The sequence below is a fragment of the Promicromonospora aerolata genome (genome assembly GCF_042682255.1).
Taxonomy (GTDB): Bacteria; Actinomycetota; Actinomycetes; order Actinomycetales; family Cellulomonadaceae; genus Promicromonospora; species Promicromonospora aerolata.
Window position 1 is genome coordinate 296455 of the sequence record NZ_JBHUHF010000001.1, and the last position, 22886, is coordinate 319340.

Consider the following 22886-nt stretch of genomic DNA (forward strand, 5'->3'; position numbering starts at 1 on the left):
CCGAAGGGATCCGCTATGCCTCGCTGGGCATGGAACAAGGCGTCATCAGACACGAAGCGCCGCTACTTCGAGCTGATCCGATCGGGGATGTCGGGCCAGAAGGCCGCCGCGCTGGTCGGCGTGTCGGCGTCGTCCGGATCGAACTGGTACATCGACGCTGGCAGCATGACCGTCGTCGAGGAGAAGCCGATCAGCTCGCGGTACCTGTCCCAGGACGACCGGATCGAGATCGCCGACGGGATCGCCGTCGGAGAGGCGGTCAAGTCGATCGCCGCCCGGATCGGCAAGTCCTACCAGTCCGTCTACAAGGAGATCGCCCGCAACCGCAGGCCCGGCGGCCGCTACCAGCCCTGGTACGCCCACAACCAGGCATTCACCCGGAGGCGACGTCCCAAGCCGCGCGTCCTGGAGACGGACCCGAAGCTGGCCCGGATCGTGGCCTGTCAGCTGGCGCAGAAGTGGTCCCCGGGCCAGATCAGCCGGTGGCTACGGCGTCGCTACCCGCACCTGCCGGCCTGGTGGATCTGCCCAGAGACGATCTACGAGGCGATCTACCACGGGCGCATCATCCTGCCGGCCACGACCCGGCAGTGCGACTCCCCGCTACGCACCGGACGCACCTACCGCCACCAGCGCGGGCGCGGGCGGTCCAAGGACGGGGCGCTGCGCCAGCACACCGCGATGCGGTCGATCCACGACCGTCCCGCCGCGGTCGAGGCGCGCACCCAGATCGGGCACTGGGAAGGCGACCTGATCATCGGTGCAGGTCAACGATCAGCGATCGCGACGCTGGTCGACCGCAAGACCCGCACCACGATGCTCGTCGCCCTGCCCGACGGGCACTCCGCGACGGTCGTGGCTGACGCGCTGGTCGAGACGTTCAGCGCCCTGCCGCCGCACCTGCGCCGGACCCTGACCTGGGACCAGGGTAACGAGCTGTTCCAGCACGAACGGATCGAGCAGTCCACCGGGCTGCGGATCTACTTCGCAGACCCGCACTCACCCTGGCAGAGGCCGAGCAACGAGAACACCAACGGCCTGCTGCGCCAGTACTTCCCCAAGGGCACCGACCTGTCTGTCCACACCCAGGAGCACCTCGACACCGTCGCCGTCGAGCTCAACGACCGGCCACGCGCCTGCCTGAACGACCGCACCCCGGCCCAGCTCATGAGAACATCAACGAGACGAGCCAAGACCTCAAGCATTCGCTTCGTTCGTTAGAAACTGCCCGTTCTACCCGGTCGTCTACCTCGACGCGATCATCGTCAAGGTCCGCGACGGGGCGCACGTGCGCAACAAGGCCGCGCACCTCGCCGTCGGGGTTGACCTCGACGGCATCAAGCACGTGCTGGGGATCTGGATCGAGAACACCGAGGGCGCGAAGTTCTGGGCCTCGGTCTGTGCCGATCTGGCCAACCGCGGGGTCCGTGACGTGCTGATCGTGTGCTGTGACGGGCTCAAGGGGTTCCCCGAGGCGATCGAGGCGACCTGGCCCGACAGCGTGGTCCAGACCTGCGTCGTGCACCTGATCCGTGCCTCGATGCGGTTCGTGTCCTACACCGATCGCAAGGCCGTCACCGCGGCCCTGAGGCCGATCTACACGGCCGCCAACGACCAGGCCGCGCAGGCGGCACTGAACGCGTTCGAGGCCTCACCGCTGGGGCGCAAGTACCCGCACGCGATCGCGACGTGGAAGGCCGCGTGGGAACGGTTCACGCCGTTCCTGGCGTTCCCGCCCGAGCTGCGCCGGGTGATCTACACGACGAACTCGATCGAGTCGCTGAACTACCAGCTGCGGAAGGTGACCAAGAACCGTGGTCATTTCCCGACCGACGACGCGGTGCGCAAGCTGCTGTGGCTGGCGATCTGCAACATCGAGGACAAACGCGCCCGCGACCGGGCGAAGGAACGCGGCCTGCCGGCCGAGAAGCGTAAGGCCTCCGGCAGGCTCGTCGAGGGCCAGGTCACCACGAACTGGAAGCAGGCCCTGGCCCAGCTCGCGCTCGCCTACCCCGAGCGCATCAACCCCTACCTGACCTACTGACCAGGCCATTTACACAGAGAAGTTGACAGGCTCGGTTGGAGGGGTGGGTCGTGGTGGACCTGGACGCCACGATCGTGGGCTGCCACTCCCGTAAGCAGAACGCGACGGGGACCTACAAGGGCGGGTTCGGGCACCACCACCTCGGCGGGTGGATCGCGAACACCGGCGAGTCCCTGTCGATCCTGCCCCGACCGGGGAACGCGGGCAGCAATACCGCGACCGACCACGTCACCGTGCTGGACGAGGTCCTCGCGCAGATCCCTGACGAGGGCCGGCACTCCAAGCTGCTGGTGCGGATCGACGGCGCCGGCGCGTCCCACGACACGGTCAGCCACCTGGAACGGCTGGGCACCACCCGGCGCCGGGTGGCCTGGACGATCGGCTGGACCATCACCAGCGTTGAGGAGGCAGCGATCAAGGCTCTGCCCGAGCGGGTATGGGTGCCCTACCTCGACCAGGACGGCACGATCGCCCCGCCCGTCGACTACGACGACGCGACCAGCGACGAGACCCACGGCTGCGGCGGGCCCGGGTCTGAGTACGGGCATGTCGCCGAGCTGACCGGGCTGGCGAAGCGGCCCGGCTGGCCGACCAGCATGCGGCTGATCGTGCGCCGGGTCCCGATCGCGCCACGCGACCAGGCTGCGGGGAAGGTCACCGCCCTGGAGAAGGCCACCGGGTGGAAATACGCGATCACCGCGACGAACATCGGCCGGATGCGCGGCATCCCCGGGACGAACCAGCCGCAGTGGCTCGATGTCCTGCACCGTCACCACGCCGTCGTCGAGGACCACGTCCGGGCCGCGAAGACCACGGGCCTTGGCCTGCTGCCCTCGGCGTCCTGGCGGATCAACACCGCCTGGGTCCTGCTGACCGGCATCGCCCGTGACCTCGACGTCTGGACCCGGCTGCTCGCCTTCCACGACCACGAGCTCCTGGCGAAGGCCGAGCCAGCCACGATGCGCAAGCTCGTCTACTGGCTGCCCGCCCGCCTGGCCCACCACGCCCGCAAAAGGTGGCTGCGCTTCGACCGCGACCACCCGCACACCGACGCGATCACCACCGCCTGGCACCGCCTCGCGGCTCTACCCGCCGTGACCTGACCAGCCCGACGACTGTTCCCACGAACCGGAACGGAGCGACCGCACAACCCCCGGCCGGAACCGGCGCACGCAGCGACACGCGCACGGCAACCATGCCCAAGACGCGCCAACCACCAAATCGGACGAACCGCTCAGGCCGGGCTACCCACCAAGTGAATGATCGAGGCTAGGCGTTGCTCATACCGAGCACCCTGCTCCCGGTCATATTTGGCCTGAATCGCCGCAGGCACGACCCATCCCGCTTCTTCAGCTGGCCGGACAAGCAGCCACTCGCTGCTCTGGGCAGGTGCCCTAAGCAGGGCACCGAGCCCGACCACATTGTCCCCTTGAGCCGCGGCGGGCCGACCGAGCTGGGGAACAGGCAAGCTCCTGTGCCACCGCCAGAACGCCCGTAAGTCCGACGCGGTACCCGGCGCGCTCCACCGATGGCTGCTCGAAAGGCGATGCAAGGACCACTGAACTGCCACCACCAGCCAGGAGGACGCAGATGACCGCACCCCACTACGTCGACTGCCCGAACTGTGGCGAGAAGCACGACACCTCCGGACAATACACATCGCCCGCCAACCGCGAACTCGACCGGCGCCTGTGGGCCGAGGAGCACCTGTCCGGCAGATGCGTCTCCGCCAGCGCGGCCAGGGAGAACGAGAACGCAACATCGACGCCTGAGCAGCGCTTCAACGCGCTCAAGGACCGGCTGATAGCCGCCGCCGGCTCGCCCGGTTTGACGTCGTTTCACGACGGCCGTGTCCACATGACGCTGGGGGAGTGGGAGCAGCTGATCGAACTGGTCGCTGTTGCCAACGCCTCCCCGGTCACCGAGAAGCACACCCGCGACCGCATCAGTGCCGCGCTGAACCGCGCCGCGGACAAGGTCTGCGCACTTGCCCCGCAGGACGAACGCCTGGGCGACGCCATCAACCTCGTCGTCAACGCAGGCCTGCACCTCCTCAAGTTCCCCGACGCCGACCTCGAAGCCGTCGTGGAGGCCAACTACAGCGAGGACGTCGACACCGTCCTGGGATGGGTCCGCGACGGCCAATGACCCCTGGGGCGCACACGACCTCGCCCCGGACCGATACCTCAGAAGGAGCCACCACCATGAGCTCAGCCATGCTCATCGGGACCCTCGCCGTCCCGGCCGACCGCACCGAACCTCCGGACTTCGACCGCGGTCGCCAGCTGCTCGAGCAGACCGACGACGTCTCCCAGTTCAGCTTCGACGAGCCTATGGACGAGATCCACGACCTGATGCCAGACCTCGATCCCGCCGTCGAGGTCGTCGACGAGCACGGCCAGCCGATCCTCCGATACGCGAAACAGGCTGGGGCCGCCATCATCGACCGCCTCGAGGAAGCCCTCGCCTCCAGCCAGACCAGCTTCCTCGTCGTGGCCGGCTACGAGATCTACTTCTCCGCCGGCCGATCCTGGGGCGGCGCGCCCACGGACGCCGCCGACGCGATGTGGAACGCCGACAAGCTGCCCGAGCCCGTGCTGCTGGCCATGGGGTTCATCCCCGACTACAGCAAGCCGCTCGCCCGGAAGAACGGCAGCTCCGGCCACGTCACCGACACCGACGTCGTCGACGCCATCGCGCTCGGCCTCGGCACAAAGTCGGAGTGGTCCGGTGCTGACGAACTCACGTGGATCGCCGAGGTCGTAGGTGCCGTCCGGGCCGAGCCCGGCAGCCCCACACCGGCCGAGTACCTGCGCGATTTCACCGAGGCTCACGAGTTCGACCCGACGAACAGCAACTTCCTGACGCAGTACGTCGGTAAGGAGGCGGACGCGGACGACGACCAAGAGTAGGAAGAGCGCCCGCGCCATGACGAACCTGAAGAAGCTCCTCGAAGCCAACACCGGTTCGGGCCGGCGCCGGGTCACGCAGGTCTTCACGGACTTCTGCGAGCTCTGCGCCCTCGCGATCCGGAACGCCATCGACCGACGAGGATTCGATGAGCGGGAAGACCGGTATCTTTCCGTCGCCGCGACCTACACACCCGAGGAGATGGACCGGTTCGCCACGGCGCTGGCGCTTCTCGCGCAGGAGCTGCAGTCCGGGCTCTCGGACGTCCTGGGGACCCTGTACATGAGCCTCGACCTCGGCAATGAGCGCCTCGGCCAATTCTTCACGCCGTACGAGGTCAGCGTGCTCGCCGCCAGGATGACCGCAGGTGACCTGGTCGAGCGCCTGCAGGAGCAGGCGTTCGTGACGGTCAGCGAACCCACCTGCGGTTCGGGCGGAATGGTGGTCGCCACCGCCGAGGCTCTCAGCGACGCCGGCATCAACTATCAGAGATCCATGCACGTGACCGCGCAGGACATCGACATCACGGCCGTGCACATGACGTACGTCCAGCTGGCGCTGCTGCACATCCCGGCACTGGTCGTGCACGGCAACACCCTCGCCCTCGAGCAGCGCGACGTCTGGCCCACGCCAGCACATGTGATCGGCGGATGGGACTCGAGACTCCGAAGGGCCGGCGCTCCTGATGGCACCCCCTGCGACCCACCCACCGCCGACCATCCCGTCGACCGTGTCACCGCCGGGGCCGACGGCCTCGACGACGAAAGGGAGGACTGACGATGCCACGCCGGACCCTCGTCCTGTGCGAGTGCTGCGCGCTCAAGCTGGCGAACGACGACGAGTCGGGCTGCCGCGACTTCCACCACCACACCCACTCAGGTCTCGACGTGCCCACGGAAACGGTCATCGCGCAGGGACCGCACACCTGGGACGGCAGCCACGACCTGGCCTGCCACGGTCACGAAGGCGGCGTCGTCCAGAGCGACCAGACGTACTGGGTCGCCGAGGTCCTGAGCGCACCGGACGATCCGCGGACCGAGGTCCCAGACACTCCGTAAGATCCCTGGTGGTCTGTCCAGTCGTGGTGCCGTGGCCACTGTGCCGTCGATCCTCAGGAGCCTGCATGAGCAACCTCCCCGCACCCTTGCCGGCGAGGTATCCCTGTGGGTCATGCCCGTACCGGCGCGATGCGCCGGTCGGCCTGTGGCACCGCGAAGAGCTGAGCCTGTTGACCGGCTATGACGCCGAGACGTGGGAACAGCCGCGCTCCCTGTTCCTGTGCCACCACGAGAACGATCGGATCTGCTCCGGATGGGCGAGCTGCCATCCGATGGACCACAACCTCGGCGCTCGCCTGGCTCTGCTGACCGGGCACCTGACCGGAGAACAGCACGACCAGCTGCTCAGCTACCGCACCGGCGTCGATCTCTTCGACTCCGGCCGTCAGGCCGCCGAGCACGGGCTCGCGGCCGACCCGTCCCGCGAGACCGTAGAGCTGCGCCGCACGCTCGACGCGAAGCTGCGGGAGAAACTCACGCAGGCCGGGACTGACAGCGCCCGGTATTGAACCCGTCCGTCGTGGACGCTGCCCGCACGGCGCGTGTCGACCACTGATCCACCTGCGACGCAAGAGCCCCGGTGATACCCCGTGCATCACCGGGGCTCTTCTTTTTCAGGCCGTTCCTCGCCGTCGTCCGGTACGACGCGAGGCCACCGGCAAGGTTGCACCGACCAGGCGCTCGTCCGCCTGTCCGCCTAGATCTCGATGTCCGGCTCGATCTCCTGGCGCTCGTCCTTGGGCTCGTAGTCGACCGTCTCGACGATCGACCGGGTCCGCGGGTCCCGGTGCCTGCTCACGACCTTGTCGTGCGACTCCTCGAACCGCGTCTGCGCCGCCACGCGATGGGCCGCGTCGAGCCTTGAGCCGATGTTGCGCTCCCCGAACTCCATCATCGAGCTCAGCGACGACTTCGCGCCCTTCTTCACGGCATTGACGTTTCTCCTGTTCTGCATCCTTTCCTGCTCCCACTCGCCGCGGTCCTTGGCCGTGACGTAGCCGAACATCCGCGCCAGGCGCGATCCGTACCGGCTCTGCTGCCCTTCGGCCCGCTGGTCATCGCTCATGGCTCTCTTCTTCCTGGGTTGTTCGTCCCTGGTCTGTCACGCGGGCTGGTAGCCGCCGGTGGCGGACGTCTGCCCCGGTGCGTCGCGATCGAAGCCGTCCTCGTGGCCGGTCGAGGGCGCCGGACCCGCCCGGTATGGCCGCGGCCTGAGCCGCCGCTCCTCGTAGAAGCCCTGTGGGTCGTCGACTGCCATCTGCAGGGTCTGCTGCCAGTCGTCACCGAGGGCGAGCCGAAGCTCGTGCGCCAGGTCCGGGTACTTCTGACCCGCGGCCTCCATCGCGTCGACGTAGGCGTTGGAGTAGACCCGCTGCTGCTCCTCGGCCGACAGGCCGTCGATGTCCATGCTCGCGATCATCACCTCGCACTGGTCCAGGCGGTGCCCGAGCGTGCGCGGAAGGCCCCGGGTGTCCAGCCCTTGTCTCCTCGCCGCGAAGCCGACCATGTAGCCCTGCACGTTGGCAGCGAAGGCGTCTCGGTCCTCGCGGTCGAGCGCGTGGAGCAGGGAGGTCGTCATCGTCTCGGCGAGCTGGACCTGGTGCGCGTCCGCGCCCATGGGGCGGCGGAGCGTGAACATTCCGTCCTCGGGGACGTGCTGGCCCAGCTGGTCGTCGAACTGACCGCTCCAGACCTCGCGCACGTGGTCGGTGCCACCGATCCGTTCCTCGTGCGGGATCGCCTTGACGATCCGGCCGTGGGCTACGCCGTTGAACATGGTGCGCAGCTCGGGCTCGTAGTCCATCCGCTGGCCGATGATCATCCGCGCCCGCGCGACGACCTCCTGACGCTCCAGGCCGTCCTCGCCCATCTGATCGCGCAGCCGCTTGCGCATCGCCCGGTAGCTCTCGAAGATCTGGCCGGTGTCAGCATCCGGTTCACGCATCTTCCAGAAGGCGCTCTCCATGAGCGCGACCTCGGTCATCGCCGCCGAGTCCGGGGTGAACATCTCCCGGTTGCCGCGCTCACGACGCTCAAGATCGTCCACCCGGCGCTGCCACCTCGTCGCCAGGTAGGAACCACGGTCGGTCTTCTTGCTCTCCCGCCGCCTGAGGAACGTCTCGCTCTCGGCCAGGGACGGCGTCTCCTGCAGGAGTGCGCGCGTGCGCTGGTCCGTGCGCCGGTTGTGCGACTCGGACAGGCCCTCGGCCCAGGAGCCCACGAAATTCGTCCGCAGGTCGATGCGCTCCTGGATCTTGTCCTTGAGCGGCTGGAGGTAGACGCCCATCTCCCTCCTGAAGTCGGGCGAGAGCATCCGCATCGCCATCATCATGCTTGCGGCCTGGACGACCGAGGTGGTGCTCACCCCGCGGGCGAGCGGCTTGAGGCAGGACTGCATCATCATCTGCATGTAGACCTGGTGCATGACGTCGAGCTGCTTGTCGCGCTCCTCGTCGTTGAACCCGGGGACCAGCAGGTTCGAGTCCCGCAGCGAGTCCATGTACTTCTCGCCCGCGAGCCTCGTCTCGGCCCGCAGCTTCAGCAGCTGCTCGCGCTGGTCCTTGCCGTCGTCCTCGTCCTGCGCTCGTTCGATGTCGATGCGGTGGACGCGATCATGGTCAGCCATCCGCTCACGGGTCCTCTCGCCGAAGAACGCGCGGGCGCGGTCCCGGAGCCTGTCGTGCCAGGTATGCCCGCCGAGCGGATCACCGGGTCCCGTCTCGTCGATCACCTCGGGCTCGACCGGCTCGCCGTCGTCGGCCGTACCGTTACCGTCCAGGTGGACCGTGCCGTCCGTGCTGACCGGCAGCACCCTCGTCGGTTGCGGCCGGCTCGTCGGGCCCGCCCCCAGGTCCTTGCGCTGCGCCATCTCAGTACCCCATTCCGTAGTCGTCCCCGCCGGTGCGCTGTTGCTCGAGCTCGATGCTCGGCGTGTACACCGGGTGCGAGACCCCGACGCCGACCGCGTGCACCGAACGCCGATCGGCGCCCCGCGCGCGGTGAGTGCGCCCCTCCTGGGCGACGACATCGCGCTTGATCACCGAGCCGTCGACGGTGATCACGGCACTGCCTACCTCGTCCAGGTCGTGCGTCTCGAGCGTCTCGAGCGTGTCGAGCTGCCGGGCCGTCTCCGCCCGGGCCTTGCGGGCCGGCGTGGCCGCGAACTGCTCGTTCTTCTCGCCGTCGTAGACGCTCTCGCGGTTCTTTGCCGCCTCGACCAGGTCGGCGAACGTGCCGCCGTAGGCCATCCGGTCCATCACGGTGCCACGCAGCGACGGGTCCTCCTCGAGGTTGCGGATCAGCCCTGTCCTGGGGTCCTCCAGCGCGCGGGCGACGCGGGCGACGTAGTCCGGGTTCACCTCGACGCCGAAGCCCTCCTTGGAGGCGTAGAACTCGGCGAACTGGGCCTCCCACTCCGTGGCCGTGGCCTGGACCGGCGCGCCGTCGGCGACCTGGGTGCGCCACTGACCCGGCCCGACGTGCTCGAGCTTGCGACCTCGCCACAGGTCACGGCCGGGACCCTGGAGCATCTCGTACTTGTGGCGTGCCTCGGCAGCGTCGTGCTTGGCCTGGAGGATCGACTGCGTCACCGGGTAGGTGACTTCCAGGACCGCCTTCAGGTCCGCGCCGCGCAGGGCCCGCACCGCGCGTTGGCTGAACGAGCCTCCCAGCCCCGTGCCGTGGGCCTTGATCGCCGTGGCGAACATCGAGGCCTCCTGGTCGGCCTGCGTGATACCGGGCACGCCCTGCTCGTCACCGAGGTTCCGGGCATAGTCGGCCAGTTTCCGCTCGCTGCCCTTGGCACGGGTCTCGACGCAGACCTCCCGCACGCTGCGCAGGTGCATCTCGCGGTCGCCGAACACGAGCGCGGAGCCGAACTCCGAGCGCTGAGCCTCCCGGTAGAAGCCGCTCAGCTCCTCGGTGACGATCTCCTTGCAGGCGCGCAGCTCCGCGGGCTCGTAGTCGACGAACCGCAGGCGGTTCGCCTCCTTGCGAGCACTGTCCATGTCCTCGGCCAGGTCCGGGCGCTTGGAGATGGCGACCTGGGTGTCCAGCGAGACTTGCATGGCCAGCGGGTGCGTCCCGTCCGGGCTGACGACTCCGGTCTCGAGCAGGTTCGCGGGCACCGAGAGCCGATCCATCGCCTCGGCCTTGGCCGCTTCGCTGTGCAGCCTCACCACGGCGACCGCGTCGCCGTCGAAGTCGCCGTCGAAGCACTGGTCCATCACCGGGTTGATCGCGGCGCCGGTGAGCCGGTCGTCGATCGCGACCCGCATGTAACGCACGCCGGCGTCACGGAGCACCGGATCGCGCCACACGAGAGCGTGGTCGCCCTCGGCCAGGCCGAGCTGTGCGGCCTTGACCGAGCTCAGCGCGACCTGGTCGACGTCGAGCCGCGGGTCCGCGGTCCAGACCATCGTCGCCGAGTCGGACAACTGTGAGGACATCAGACCGGTCTTGAACACGTTGTGCTTGCCCGTGAGCACCCGGCTGCGCACGTCGGTCGTGATCGCCTCGAAGGCGCGTTGAGCCCGTGAGACAGACTCGCCCATGGCGCGGCGCACCTCGGCGCGCTTCTGCGGGGGCAGGTCCTGACCCTCGAGCTGCTCGGCCATGTACCGGTACCGGCAGGCCTCGACGAACACGTCCTGGTAGCTGCGGGTGTAGTCGTGCGTGACCGAGGCGCCGTCGTCGAACTCCTGGGCGCTGCGCAGGTGCGAGGACATCACCGGCAGCCTCCACGAGGTCGCGCTGACCGTCTCGGTCTCCTCACCGGTCGGGTACTTCAGCGGGAACGGGATCTCCATGTCCCCGCCCCGGTCACCGATCAGCTCGCCGAAGGACTTGCGCATCGCCGTGGTGTTCAGACCTGGGCGCTGGCCCTGAGCGCGTGGCTGGGTGCGCTGCAGCTCGGGCATCGCGATGAGGTGGCGCTCGGGGCGCTCGTCGATGCTCTCGGCCTGCCCGATGACCCGCAGCGTGCCGTCGGCCTCCATGTCCATGCCCACCACGAGCAGGTACTCGCGCAGGTTCGCCTCCGCGCCGGAGTTGTGCTCGTAGAACTCGCGCATGATCGCCGAGCAGCCCTGCGCCTGCAGCGCCCAGGCCAGCTGCGAGGAGGCCTTGCGACCCCTGCCGGCACGCAGCTGCGCTTCGTCGTAGATCTTCGTCTTCTCGTCGACCGCCATGTGGGTCACCACGAACCGCATCTCGCCGAGCGCGCCGCGCTTGTAGTCGCCGTCGGGGGTGAACAAGCCCGCGACCCGTCCGTTCATCAGCTCGCGCGCCGAGCCGGCATTGCGCCGGGAGATGAGACTGAACGGACTCATGACGACATCGAGATCCGCGTTGGCGCGGAACCAGGCCACTTCCTGCTCGATGCCCTGCTCACGCGCCTCGTGAGGCAGCATCTCCCGGTCGACGACCAGGGAGACGACACCCTTGTTCCCGTGCAGGTCGCTGATCTTGTCGCCGACGACGAGGTCACGCAGCTGGCCACCGGCCCCGCGGATCTGATGGTCCTGGGCGAAGTGCGAGCTGACCACGATCGGGTCATCAGCGGTCCATCCGCCGAACGTCATCAGCGCCGTACCAGTGGGGCGGGTGACCTGCGAGGACTGCATGATGGTCGAGGCAGTCATCTGCTGGCGGTCGAACGGGTCGTACCGCAGGGTCTCGAGCTCGGGACGGCTCATCAGCGGTGCTCGCGAACCTGTCACGGTCTGCGGGTCGCCCGGGCGGATGGAGCCGTCGGGAGCGACCGTCGCGTCCTGTGTCAGGTACCGCACGATGCCCTGGTTGGTCGCGCCGCCGGTCATGACCGGGTCGAAGTACCCGCCCGGGGCCGCGACATTGTTCCGGTTCTTTCCGGTGAGCACCGTCATGTTCCTCCCGCCGGTCAGTCGCCAGGCGTCGAAGCGGTTGTCGTCGGCCGGATCCGTGCGGTCGCGATCAGCCCGGTACTCCGCGTAGATCGTCGAGCCCTGCTTGATCTCGCCCGAGTAGCGCACCCGGCGCGCCTCGGTCGCCAGGATCGACGCCGTCCACTCGTCCAGGTGCGTACTGACCTCGCCGGTGGACTGGTCGATCTCGTACGTCGTGGCGCGCTGGATGAAGTCGACCGGGTGCCTCGTGCCGTACAGCTGCGAGTACACCGTGTTGAGCGAGGATGGCTCCCCGGTCTCGCTGCGCCCGGAGACGACGTCACCGGCGATCTGGTACTGGATGCGCTCGTGCATGAGCTGCTCGTAGCCGCGCAGCCGGGTGCGCTCCTCCACCGAGGTCGGCGCCGCACCTGGTGGTTGCGCCGTGATCCGGGCCTCGTAGCCGGGTACGACCAGTGCGTTCTCACCGCTGGCGAAGACGGTGGTGATCTCGCCGTGCCGGCCGACGTCGAAGACCTGACCGATCTCGCCGGAGAACGGGGTGGCCTTCCCGTTCCGGCGCAGCTTGCTGCCGCTCCAGCGGATCACCCCTTTGTCGTCGATCAGAATCTCGGCCGCAAGCGCCGCGTTGCGCTCGAGGCTCTCGCGCACGGTGGTCCCGATACGCCGGATGAACGGTGACTCATGCTCGGCGATCGGCACGGCGCGGCTGGCGTCGAACCTGACCAGGCGGTCCTTGAACCGCGTCGTCTGGAAGCTCGAGCCCATCATCTCCTCGGGAGGGACACCGCAGCGCCGAAGAGCGGAGGCCAGGCTGTCGAGGTTCGACCACTGCCCTGTCGCGCTGGTCATGTACTTCGCCACCCGGGCAGGGTCGAAGCGCTGGTCGACCCACTCGCCGTCGACGTCGTGCGGCTGCGCCTCCCACGTCCCGACGAGCTCGAAGGGCACGTCCTCGGCATGCGCACGGACCTTCTCGGCGCCTGTGCCGCCATAGACGATGTTGCCCAGGTCGGGAACATCACCCGCCTGCAGCTCACCGATCGCGTCCAGGCGCTCCTGGTACATCTCCTGTGTCGCGCCCGGGCGCAGCAGATCGCCGCGGGCACCGGTGAGCACATCCCAGTACGAGCGCTGGATCGCGGCGATCTCGGGGTCGGATGAGTACTCCGGAAGCTCCATCTCATCGATCCGGCCACCCGTGCGCTCGCGCTCTGCCTCAGCGTGCGCGATCAGGCTCTCGACGCCCAGAGCCGTGCGCAGGTTCTCCCGAGCGCTCTGGACGGCGGTACTCGCATAGACCACCGCGGGCTCGGCGTCGACGAAGAAGGTCGGCAGCGACCGGTTCTTCGCGTCCCTGCGCACCATGACCTTCGAGCCGGGACCTGGACTCGCCTGACCGGGGACGACATAGTCGCTCACCACGAACATCGACTCGCGGTCGACGTGGTAGGCGTCGGGAACGTCCACGGCGATGCCGCCGCGGCCGCGCTCCGGGTGCGTCGTGCCGATCTCGCCGACGGCCCGGCCCGGCACGTCGGTGCGCTCGATGCGCTGGCCCTGGGCGAAGCGCAGCAGCTGCACGGCCTCTGCGGGCGTGGGGGAGTGGACCGCCATGCCGCCGGGGACCCGATAGTTCGTCGAGTAGCGCAGGACGGTGCCGTTGTCGTAGATCCGGGCCCCGGCGTACTCCTCCTGGCGTGTGTCGGTCAGCCGGATCTCCATACCGGTCCCGGCGACCTTCGCCTTGATCTGACCGGGCTCGCGGTCGCGCAGCACCTCGTAGGACACACCCTGGGACTTGAGCTCCTCGAGCAGCGCTGCCGAGCGCGCGACGGCCTGCGATGACATGAAGCGGTTGTGGTCGACCCGTCCTGTTCGCGGGTCGCGTCCGCCGTCGATGACCCAGTCACGGACCTGCTCGTACTCCTGCTGGCTCATCTTGTCCATGAGCGCCGTGAGACCGGCCGCGTCGTCGCTCGTCATCGCCCGACCGGCCTCGTAGAACTGACCCTCGTCGTCGATACGCCAGAGAACCATGTTTCCGCGTCGCGGCTCGGCCAGGGTCTCCACCTCGCCGCCGGCGACACGGTTGATCGTCTCGTCGGGGAGGTAGACCAGGTCGGTCCCCGCCCGCTTCACGCTCGCACGCTCCGACCAGTGCGGGTCGTAAGGACTGATAGGCAGCCGGGCCGACTTCGAGGCGACAGGAGCACCGACACCGGTCTGCGCGGTGAACTCCCGCTGCAGCTCCAGGTACCGCTCGCCGCGTGTGGAGTGGTCTCCGAACTGCGGCTCGTAGCCCGGTACCCGCTCGCCGAAGGCCTGGTCGATGGCGGTGAGGCAGTCGGAGACACCCAGCCGGGGGTCGGCGACCGCCGTGCCCTGTTCGCCGAGCATCTCGTCGACCCGGCCCCGGATCGCCTTGCCCTGAGAGATGGGAATGACCTGTCCGGTCTGAGCCCTCGCCTGTTCGACTGCCTTGTAATAGATGTACTCGTAGAAGTACCTGCGCAGACCATGTGCCTTCTTCATGCTTCTCAGCCCCCTGTGGACGCTCGGCGCTTGGATCTATGCATAGATCATACGCCACCTATCGAAAGGAGGATGATAGGCATTCGACAAGATCAATGCCGAGGTGGTTGCGCCTCTGGGGAGAGGCGGCCACCTCGGCACTGGTTCAGGGTCTGGTCGACGGAGGCAGGGCGCGTCCTACTTCGATTTCATCTCGATGGCCATTGCCCGGTCGAACCGGCCGTCGGCGAGGACCTCCCAGCTCGGTAGCGCGGCGAGATACTGGTAGAAGGCCGCGTGGACCTTCACTGTCGACAGGGACTTCAGGTCCTCCTCGGTGAGGTCGTCCTCGGCGAAGACTCGGGTGTCCTGGTCCCTGACCTGGCCGTTGATCCGGCGGGCCGCCTCGGTGTACGCGTCCGAGCGGACCTGGCTGATGTAGGTCTTGGACCCGTCGGCGCTGCGCAGCTCGCCGTGACCGCCGACCGAGAAGTGCTCGTGATCTTGTTCGAGGTCGGTCTGCGCGGACTTGTATGCCTCGCTGATCTCGGTGTCCAGGCTCTTGACCTTCGCCGATCCGTCGGGGTTGATCAGCATCTCCTTGCTGATCGTCTCCTCGGCGTAGACCAGGCGCTGCCGTTCGGCACGGGCTGCCTCGCGTGCGGCGACCTCCGTGGCCAGCTCGACGTTGTCGATGAACTGGTCCTCGTCCAGCATCATCGTGGCTGCGTAGGCCTCGGGGTCCACGACGGTCGGGGCGCCTGGGTCATGGCCCTCGTCGGCCGCGGTCATCATGGTGATGATCTCCATGACCTCGTCGGAGTAGACGTCGGGATCGAGGCGTTCGATGTCGACGTCCCGGTATCGGTACGTCTCCTTGTAGAGCGTCTTGGCGTCCGTGGCGCGCACGGCCTGGCGCATGCGCTTGTCGAGCATCCGGACGAAGTCTGGCTGGTTGTTGCGGACGTCGAAGTCGATGGCCGAGGACAGTGTCGGGATGTCCTGCAGCGTGTATGCGTGCCCCGGATGGGCGATCGTGTCCTTGAGCAGGCGCCACGACATGGGCAGGATCGTCTCGTTCCTGTTCCAGACGGGTGGGTCGCCGGCCCGGAAGACGATCGAGTTCCGCGGGGGGATGAACTCCATGTCGTTGTAGGAGATCAACGGTTCTTCCTTGGTGTTCATCGTGTACGTGACACGACCTTCGGTCTTGCCGCCGACGATCCGGTCCAGGTCCTGGCTGATCTGCTTGGAGTCGATATAGGACCTGTGTGTCTTGCCCGACATCTTTTCGAGGGTCTCGATCATCGAGTCGTCGGTCGACTTGAGGAACACGATGTTCGAGGTGTTGCCCTGCACGATCTTGTCCACGCTCTCGCCGTAGACGTCGCGCAGCTGCTGGAGCGTCTGCAGGATGAGCGTGAATTGCTGCTCCTGTCCCAGGCCGATCGAGAGCATCGTCTCGAAGCCGGCGATGCCGTGACCCTCGGACTGCAGGTTGCCCAGCTCGTCGAGCATGAACCGGGTCTTGTACAGCGGTTTCTGGTCCGACTTGGTCATGTACGACTTGTCGAAGTTCAGGTCGACCAGCTGCTTGACCAGGATCAGGATGAGCTTGGCGTACTTCATCAGGTGCGGCGGGGTCACCAGGAACACTGCCTTGGGTGACTCCGAGTAGCGCACCATCGTCTGCGTGATCGCCCGTGTCTCGCCCTGGACGATCTCGGGGTTGCCGCCACCGGAGAAGTCCAACCGGGTGTGCGGGTACATCGTGTCCGAGGGCTCGAAGGAGAGGATCTCTCCGTCCCGCGTCCCGCCCGCGCGCACCGGTCTGAGCTCGCGCAGCACGCCGTTCTTGATGATCTTCCTGCCGGTGACCGGCTCGGTCACGTAGTGCCGGCCGTTGAGGGAGACCTGGTAGTTCTTCCTGAAGTGGAGATAGAAGGTGCGCACCAGCATCTTGCTCTGCGGGTTGACCAGCTCGAGCTTGATCCACGCCTCGTCGGTGGGGAACTTCCCCTTGAAGTAGTACCGCGCCCAGCCCTCTCTGCTGACGATGTCGGAGTGCTCGAAGTCCGTGCCCAGGTCCTGGGTGAACATCGCGTCCGCGTACGCCGACCACACGGCCTGCTGGCCGACGAGGTGGTCGCGCTTGAGGTAGTTGGGCGCGAAGCGCACGCCGAACCGGCGGGGGAAGCTCAAGCCGCCCAGGTCGGTGTTCTGCGAGGGCTTGCCGGAGGTCAGCGTCGAGATCGTCGGGTCGGTGAAGAACGACATGGCCGTGATCGCGATGCCGTACACCGAGGCGAGCATCTTCTCCGCGCCGGCCATCGCACGCAGTGCGTTGTTCGCGTTGCCGATGAGCGTGCGCATCGTGTTGCGTGGTAGCGCCTCGGTCGCATTGAAGTAGAGCGTGAGCATGTCCTGCTCCGCCTTGCCCTCCCACAGGAACGCCTGCGCCGCGGCCTTCTCCTGCTCCTCGGCCAGCGCCGCCTCGTCCTGGTCGAACTGCCCGGCCTTGACCTTCTTCTCCAGCTCGACCTCGGGGTTCTTGATCTTCTTCGAGGTCAGCTGGACGAACAGCTGGTAGCAGTTGTAGAGAGTGGACACCCCCCACATGTCGTCCAGGCGCCGCTCCAGCGTCTCCGGGTCCATGCCGGTGCTCGCCGCGACCCCGCGCAGCTCGCGTTCCTCCTCCAGGTAGAAGTCGATCAGGCCATAGGCGGCGCGTTTGAAGGCGTTGTTCGCCGCGTGCGGCCACACCGGGTCCTCGCCACCGTCGAGCGGGAAGAACACATCGGCGATGTTCTCCACGTACTGCGCGCACTTGGTCGCATCGCCCTCGCGAGCGGCCTCCGCTGCCAGGCCCAGCAGGTTGTAGATGTCGGTGGCCAGCGGGTTGATGAGGTTGAACTGCACCGGCTCGAAGCCACGCGTGACCAGCGGGACGTAGAACTTGACCAGCAGCTCGCCCTTGGGGTCGTTGATGACCATGTTCGACGGGCGCTTCTCGCGCGACCACATGTCGATCTGCGGCTCGATATAGCCCTGACCCTTGCCGGCGCGGGTCATGGCCAGCACCATCGTGTTCACCGGTGTGGTGTCGACGATGTAGCCGCCAGCCGGGCGTTGCACCTCGTAGTCCGGGAAGGTCCAGTCGTTCTTGATGAGGTCGGCGACCGTCTTGTACTTCCCGAGCTTGTCGCGGTCCTTGCCGTCCGGGTTGTAGGGGATGGCCGTGGTGTCGTACTTCTTGCGCATCGTCTTGTCCTGCGGCAGGCCAGAGGTCTCGAACAGATCGTTCCCGAAGGCCTCGTCGATGATCGGCAGCGTCCTGGTGATCGGGTTGCCCTCGTCGTCGTCCAGGACCTCGCCGGCGTAGTAGACTAGGTGGCCGTCCTCGTCGAAGATGTCCTGCTCGGCGCGCTGGGAGACTTCGACGGTCCCCAGACCCTTCTGCTTGAGCATCATGTGGCTGATCACGGAGCTCACCTGCACGTCCGAGTGCGCACCGGCGTCGGGAAACCAGTCGAACTTCCGCTGGATCTCCTCCGGCAGGGCAATGTGCTGATCGTTCTGGTACTGGTTGATGTCGCTCGTGGTGTTCATGAGGTTCGCCGCGCCGACCCGGCGCGCGAACCATGTACCGACGACGAGCGTGAGAAGAAGGCCCGAGCCGAGCGTGACGACGTGCTTGAACGGTGAGACGGAGATCAGCTGCTCACGGAACGTCGTCGGCGTCGCACCCTCGTTCGTCGCGCCGTTCTCGGTGCTCGGGGTGCCGTCCTGTGTGCCGGTGTACCAGTGGGGGACGGGTACTTCCTCAGCGTTGGGGTAGCAGCCCGCGTGGGGGTCCGGGGTGCCGGTCTCGGCCAGAGGCCGGTAGCAGGTCACGACCGACCCGCCCGCACCCGTCGTCGTGTCCTCGACGTAGTATCCGGCCGCCTCGCCGCTCGAGACGGGCGGCCCCGCCCCGATGGACGCGCTCACCGAGATCACTGCCGTGGCGATAAGCGAGTAGAGCACCCAGGTGACGCCTGCGACGAGCGTTCCGGCGACCACGGCGGCGACGAGGCCCGGCGCCCTCGACCGCCGGGTCCGGAACCTTCCGCGGTCCAGCTGCTGTTCGTCGTAGACGTCCCGGTTCGCCAGCGTCTCGCCAGGCTCCCGGGCCGAGATCTTGTCCCAGCTCTTCGCGTTCGGCCGCGTCGCCTTCCACCTGTGCAGAGCCATTGGGGTTCCTTTCGCTCGAACCTGGTCCGTCGGTCGTCCTGCGTGCGCCGCAGGCCCTCCCCGGTCGACGACCGCGTGTGGGGGTGCGGCCCCACGCGCCGTCTCGTCAATTCCTCGTGCGCGCCCCGACTTCTGCGTGCGTCACAGGACGGCGCCGATGATGAAGCCGGCCACGCCCGTCAGCAGCGAGCTCGCGACGACCAGGATCGTGAAGAGCTTGCTCGAGCGTCCCTGCACCTCCGAGGCCCGTGCCAGCGCGTTGGCGTAGGACTCCTTGTCGGTCGTCAGCTCGGACAGGCGTGCCTCGTACTGCCGAGCCGTCGTGTCCTCGACCATCTCGACCTGCCTGAGCAGGTCGGCGACCCGTGACGTCTGGGAGCTGGTCTTCTCCCGCTCGAGGTTGAGGCTGTGCTGCCACTCCTCGTCGCGCGCCTTCATCCGGGTGATGGTGTCCGTGCGGAGGCGCTCGAGCTCGTCCTCCATCCGGCCGATCCGGTGGGTGTGCTCGGTGCGCATCGACTCGACGAGAGCCTCCTGCTCACGGCGCATGGTGCCGATCTCGTCCACGGTCCGCAGGTGCTCGGCCAGGGTCTCGGCCTGCGCGATGTCGGCCTTGCGGTTGTCGTCGACAACCGTCTGGATCTCGATCTTCCACCGGCCCAGACGCTCCTCCTCGGCCGCCAGGTACTGCGAATGGCGTTCCTGCAGCAGCTCGAAGATCCGCGTCTGCCCGGTCTGCATCTTCAGCGCCGCGTGCTGCCGGCGGACCCGCAGGATCTCCTGCTGGTCGCGCGTGCGGTCGTTGTCGATGATCCGCTCGATCTCGGCGACCGCGTCGACCTGCTCCCGCTCCATCCTCGGCCGGTTGCGCTCCTTGTACTGGATCTCGGCCTGCATCGCCGCCTGCTGCGCGAGCCTGGCTGCCTGCTCCTCGTACTCCCTGACGATCCCGGCCCTGCGGGTCCGGATCCGCTGCTCCTTCTCGGCGAGCCGCTCCTGGTGCTCAGACTCCGCGGCCTCCTTCAGCAGCTTGTACAGCGCGCCGTCGCGGTCGGTGGCCACCTCCCGGATGACCTGCTCGGCGTGCGCCGACATGAGGTTGACGTAGAGCGCACGCAGCTCGTCCTCGTGCGCGAAGCGGAGCTGGGCGAGTTCCGCGTTCGCCTGCCGGCCCAGCTGAGCGATCTGGTCACCCAGCCACTCGGTGGCCCCCTCGGGCACGTCGATCTGCACGACCGGAGCGCCGATCGCGAAGGTGGCATGAAACTCGTCCAGGCGGATCGCGAGGTCGAGATCCTCGGACAGGAAACGGCGGGCGATCACCTCGCGCACCTGGTCCTGGTCGGCCAACGACACGACGTCCTCGGTGCCACTGACGTTGTCGTCCTCCCGATAGCCACCCTCGACGCCCTGGCCGTCATCGACCTCCTCGAGTGCTGCGCCAGTAGCCTCCGGCTCGACCGGAGCCCCACCGTCATCGTCGATACCCGCGTCCTCGTCGAACACGGGTGCGTCTGCTCCCTCGTACTCGGCCGCTTCAGCGTCGACGACGTCGCCGAAGACCGGCTCGTCGTCGGGGTCGGCGACGTCGTCACCGGACCCCGAACCGAAGATCCCGTCGTCCTCGTCCTCGGCCGTCCTCACGGGCTCGAAGTCCGCGCCGGGAGCGGCCGCGAGCTCGGGGCCGGCGGCGTCCTCGACGACCAGACCGCTGTGTTCCGCCCAGGCCTGCATGCCGACCGCGTCCTCGAGCGTGGTGGTGCCCGCGGCGACCGTGCGGGCCTGCAGGAAGGTCGCCTCGTTGACCACGTCGACGAGCAGCTCGCCGCTGGACTTCTGCCACACGACCGCCCAGGCGTACTGCGCACCGGTGAGCAGCGAGTACTCCTCCATGCGCGCCAGCGTCTCGTCGGTGGGGATGATGCCGAAGACTTCTTCCTCGAGCATCTCCGCGGTCGCCACGGTGTGGATCTGGTCGGAGCCGATGAGCTCGATGATCGAGCCCTTCGCCTCGTCCCGGCTGTGCCGCCTGCTCAGCCCCCCGATCGCGTCCGCGGTGAGCACGAGGATGACCCATGCCGTGCCGCTGGGGAAGACGAACCGCGAGTTCGACCGCAGCAGCTCTACGGCTGCGGGGATCGCCGTCTCCCTCACCACGGAGGACAGAAGCTCGTCGTGCTTCTTCCTCCGCTCCACTTTCCGGCGTCCTGTCCTCGTTCTCAGAATGCCCATCGGTACCGATCCCTTCGATGACTAGCCACAGATCGTATGATCTACATTTCTCTTAGCTGCTCTATCGACATGCTTATCGAATGAGTGGGGGCATCTATGGTGGTGTCGCTGATTCGCTCATCGCATCGCACCGACCCTGATGTGGGCGTCCGAGCTCAGCCGGTTCTTGTCGTCGCTGACCAGGTCGCCGACGACGTCGATGCGGATCTGCCGCTGCGAGGGATGCTCGTTGATGAACGTCGCCACCGCGGTGGTGACCTCGTCGGTCATCTTCGCTACGGCCGTGCGGGCGCCGCCGGCGTCTGAGTCGCTGTCGCCCTTGTCCTCGATGAGGTACTGCAGGACTCGCTTGTCGGTGTGGACCTGCACGTCGTGCTTGACGAGCACCTCTTGCGTCATCCGGCGCAGCTTGTTGCGGACGATCTTCGTCTGCGTCTCCAGCGACAGCGGCTGGAAGGGCACGATCGCGTCGATGCGGCCCAGCAGCTCCGGCGGGAACCTGTTGTCACCGGTCGTCGTGGAGATCGAGCGGTGGATGAGCTTCTCGTACTCGAGCAGCTGCCTGCCGGAGCCGGTGTCGTCGGCGGCGTACTGCGCGATCGTCTTGTAGATCTCGGAGCCCGCGTTCGTGGTGAGCACGATGTAGGTGTTGAGGAAGCTCACCTTGCGGTTGTTGTCGTCGGTGAGCCGGCCGTCGTCGAGCACTTGCAGCAGCACGCGCGTGACCATCTGCGAGGCCTTCTCGACCTCGTCGAAGAGCAGCACGGCGTGCGAGAGGTCCCATACGCGTTTGGTGAGCTCGGAGCGGAAGCTCGTGAATGATGAGTCCTCGGCGTATTCGGTCATGTCGAAGCGGATGAGGTGGCGCTGGTCGTCGCCGAAGAGCAGCCGTGCGAGCTGCTTGGTCAGCTCTGTCTTGCCGACGCCGGTCGACCCGGTGAACAGGAAGCTCGCCTCGGGGCGCGCCTTGTCGTTCAGGTCCGCCACCGACAGCTGCAGGCGCCTGGCGACGACACTCGTCGCGAGGTCCTGGCTGAACACCTCGGCGTCCAGCTGCTGCTTGATCTTCGTCCCGTCGACCTGGAAGGCGATATTGACGCCGAGGGACTCCTGGAGCACGTCCGAGAGGAGCTCCCGGTCCATCGGCCGTTTCGTGAGGCGATGCCAGCCGACCATGCTGTCGAGCACGAGGATCGACTTGCGCGGCTGGGCGCTGGCCGGCATGTAGCGCTGGGTGTACTCGTAGATCTGCCGGAAGATGTGGTCGTCGTAGAACTGGTCGGACACGTCGTAGCGCTTGGCCATCGCCTGCAGGATGGTCACCGTCGTGTGCTGGTCCGGAGGGTTGACGTTGATGCGCTGTAGGCGCTCGACCAGTGCCTGGTTCGGTGAGATGTGCTTGTGGAACTCGTCGTAGGTCGTCGCCGCGATGATCCTGATGCCACGGGTGCCCGAGGCTGCCAGGACCGGTTTGATCGCCTCGACCGCGGCGTCGGAGAGCTGGACGATCTGGTGGAACTCGTCGATGAAGAGCACCAGCTCGCGCTCTTCGTCCTCGACGAACCGTTCGGCCTCGTCGAAGAGACCTTTGAGTGTCGAGGCCATGTTCGCGGCGTTGCCCGCGTGCGTGATCATCCGCGCCGGGTCCACCTCGAGGTAGAGCCGCTCCGGATCGGCGAGCATCGTCGCCTGGACGAGTGCCGTCTTTCCCGTTCCGGCTTCCGCCAGCAGAAGGGCGTTGCACAGTTCGGGCCGGTTCATCGAGGCCAGAAGCTGCATCTTCTCCTGCTCGCGACCGACGATCGGCCGCTCGGGCGGCTTGAGCGGGTCCGCCAGACTGGACAGGAGCCCATAGCTCTCGCCGAGGTGTGCATCGTGGGATGCGCCGGACAGGGCTTGTCGACGAGGCGCGAGCTCGACGGGTCGCTGCTCATGAGGAGGCAACAAGGTCCGCGGCGCTTCTCGGTGCGATTCCGGGGTCTGGCCGGTTTGCTCGCCAAGACGAGTGAG

The 22886-nt window shown here is 67.4% G+C and carries 13 protein-coding genes and 1 pseudogene; 8 read left to right on the forward strand and 6 right to left on the reverse strand.

What is annotated here, in order from left to right; translation table 11 throughout:
- Positions 1 to 15 precede the first annotated feature (15 nt).
- The 8 genes and pseudogenes from ACFSL2_RS01395 (at position 16) to ACFSL2_RS01430 (ending at position 6521) form a co-directional block, all read left to right on the forward strand.
- On the forward strand, positions 16 to 1221 hold the full coding sequence (locus tag ACFSL2_RS01395) for an IS30 family transposase (protein ID WP_377196115.1): 1206 nt from the start codon (positions 16 to 18) through the stop codon (positions 1219 to 1221).
- Between the two features lie 10 nt (positions 1222 to 1231).
- Positions 1232 to 2044 (forward strand): annotated as a pseudogene (locus ACFSL2_RS01400) (IS256 family transposase); the annotation flags it as partial.
- Positions 2045 to 2094: 50 nt separating this feature from the next.
- A complete protein-coding gene (locus ACFSL2_RS01405; RefSeq protein WP_377196116.1) occupies positions 2095 to 3147 on the forward strand; it encodes a transposase in 1053 nt (350 codons plus the stop codon).
- A 487-nt stretch (positions 3148 to 3634) separates the two neighbouring features.
- Positions 3635 to 4192 carry a hypothetical protein gene (locus ACFSL2_RS01410; RefSeq protein WP_377196117.1) on the forward strand — a complete coding sequence of 186 codons (558 nt, stop codon included), beginning with the start codon at positions 3635 to 3637 and terminating at the stop codon, positions 4190 to 4192.
- 56 nt (positions 4193 to 4248) lie between these two features.
- Positions 4249 to 4956, forward strand: coding sequence for a hypothetical protein (locus ACFSL2_RS01415; RefSeq protein WP_377196118.1), 708 nt, complete (start codon positions 4249 to 4251; stop codon positions 4954 to 4956).
- Between the two features lie 16 nt (positions 4957 to 4972).
- Entirely contained in the window at positions 4973 to 5731 is a 759-nt protein-coding gene (locus tag ACFSL2_RS01420) for an N-6 DNA methylase (RefSeq protein ID WP_377196119.1), read from the forward strand.
- A 2-nt stretch (positions 5732 to 5733) separates the two neighbouring features.
- Complete coding sequence (locus tag ACFSL2_RS01425; protein WP_377196120.1) at positions 5734 to 6012, forward strand: hypothetical protein; 279 nt, start codon at positions 5734 to 5736, stop codon at positions 6010 to 6012.
- A 65-nt stretch (positions 6013 to 6077) separates the two neighbouring features.
- The gene (locus ACFSL2_RS01430; protein ID WP_377183932.1) at positions 6078 to 6521 is read left to right on the forward strand and encodes a DUF6283 family protein; all 444 of its coding nucleotides are present in this window, start codon (positions 6078 to 6080) and stop codon (positions 6519 to 6521) included.
- A 188-nt stretch (positions 6522 to 6709) separates the two neighbouring features.
- On the opposite strand, the gene ACFSL2_RS01435 is transcribed toward ACFSL2_RS01430, so the two are convergent.
- The 6 genes from ACFSL2_RS01435 to ACFSL2_RS01460 form a co-directional block, all read right to left on the reverse strand.
- Positions 6710 to 7078, reverse strand: a complete 369-nt coding sequence (locus ACFSL2_RS01435) for a hypothetical protein (RefSeq protein WP_377183934.1) — start codon at positions 7076 to 7078, stop codon at positions 6710 to 6712.
- A gap of 36 nt (positions 7079 to 7114) precedes the next feature.
- Positions 7115 to 8881, reverse strand: coding sequence for a hypothetical protein (locus tag ACFSL2_RS01440; protein WP_377196121.1), 1767 nt, complete (start codon positions 8879 to 8881; stop codon positions 7115 to 7117).
- Between the two features lies 1 nt (position 8882).
- Complete coding sequence (locus tag ACFSL2_RS01445) at positions 8883 to 14432, reverse strand: hypothetical protein (RefSeq protein ID WP_377196122.1); 5550 nt, start codon at positions 14430 to 14432, stop codon at positions 8883 to 8885.
- Between the two features lie 177 nt (positions 14433 to 14609).
- Positions 14610 to 18644 (reverse strand): type IV secretory system conjugative DNA transfer family protein, encoded by a 4035-nt coding sequence (locus tag ACFSL2_RS01450; RefSeq protein WP_377196123.1) that lies wholly within the window; start codon positions 18642 to 18644, stop codon positions 14610 to 14612.
- Positions 18645 to 18785: 141 nt separating this feature from the next.
- Positions 18786 to 20801, reverse strand: a complete 2016-nt coding sequence (locus ACFSL2_RS01455) for a hypothetical protein (protein WP_377196124.1) — start codon at positions 20799 to 20801, stop codon at positions 18786 to 18788.
- A 192-nt stretch (positions 20802 to 20993) separates the two neighbouring features.
- Positions 20994 to 22655 carry an AAA family ATPase gene (locus ACFSL2_RS01460; RefSeq protein ID WP_377196125.1) on the reverse strand — a complete coding sequence of 554 codons (1662 nt, stop codon included), beginning with the start codon at positions 22653 to 22655 and terminating at the stop codon, positions 20994 to 20996.
- Positions 22656 to 22886 lie beyond the last annotated feature (231 nt).

What these genes read in the sequence shown, in the direction of transcription:
- ACFSL2_RS01445 (WP_377196122.1), bottom strand. Translation starts at nt 14,432, where the DNA reads ATGAAGAAGGCACATGGTCTGCGCAGGTACTTCTACGAGTACATCTAT.
- ACFSL2_RS01430 (WP_377183932.1), top strand. Translation starts at nt 6,078, where the DNA reads ATGAGCAACCTCCCCGCACCCTTGCCGGCGAGGTATCCCTGTGGGTCA.
- ACFSL2_RS01450 (WP_377196123.1), bottom strand. Translation starts at nt 18,644, where the DNA reads ATGGCTCTGCACAGGTGGAAGGCGACGCGGCCGAACGCGAAGAGCTGG.
- ACFSL2_RS01425 (WP_377196120.1), top strand. Translation starts at nt 5,734, where the DNA reads ATGCCACGCCGGACCCTCGTCCTGTGCGAGTGCTGCGCGCTCAAGCTG.
- ACFSL2_RS01460 (WP_377196125.1), bottom strand. Translation starts at nt 22,655, where the DNA reads ATGCAGCTTCTGGCCTCGATGAACCGGCCCGAACTGTGCAACGCCCTT.
- ACFSL2_RS01395 (WP_377196115.1), top strand. Translation starts at nt 16, where the DNA reads ATGCCTCGCTGGGCATGGAACAAGGCGTCATCAGACACGAAGCGCCGC.
- ACFSL2_RS01440 (WP_377196121.1), bottom strand. Translation starts at nt 8,881, where the DNA reads ATGGCGCAGCGCAAGGACCTGGGGGCGGGCCCGACGAGCCGGCCGCAA.
- ACFSL2_RS01415 (WP_377196118.1), top strand. Translation starts at nt 4,249, where the DNA reads ATGAGCTCAGCCATGCTCATCGGGACCCTCGCCGTCCCGGCCGACCGC.
- ACFSL2_RS01435 (WP_377183934.1), bottom strand. Translation starts at nt 7,078, where the DNA reads ATGAGCGATGACCAGCGGGCCGAAGGGCAGCAGAGCCGGTACGGATCG.
- ACFSL2_RS01410 (WP_377196117.1), top strand. Translation starts at nt 3,635, where the DNA reads ATGACCGCACCCCACTACGTCGACTGCCCGAACTGTGGCGAGAAGCAC.
- ACFSL2_RS01420 (WP_377196119.1), top strand. Translation starts at nt 4,973, where the DNA reads ATGACGAACCTGAAGAAGCTCCTCGAAGCCAACACCGGTTCGGGCCGG.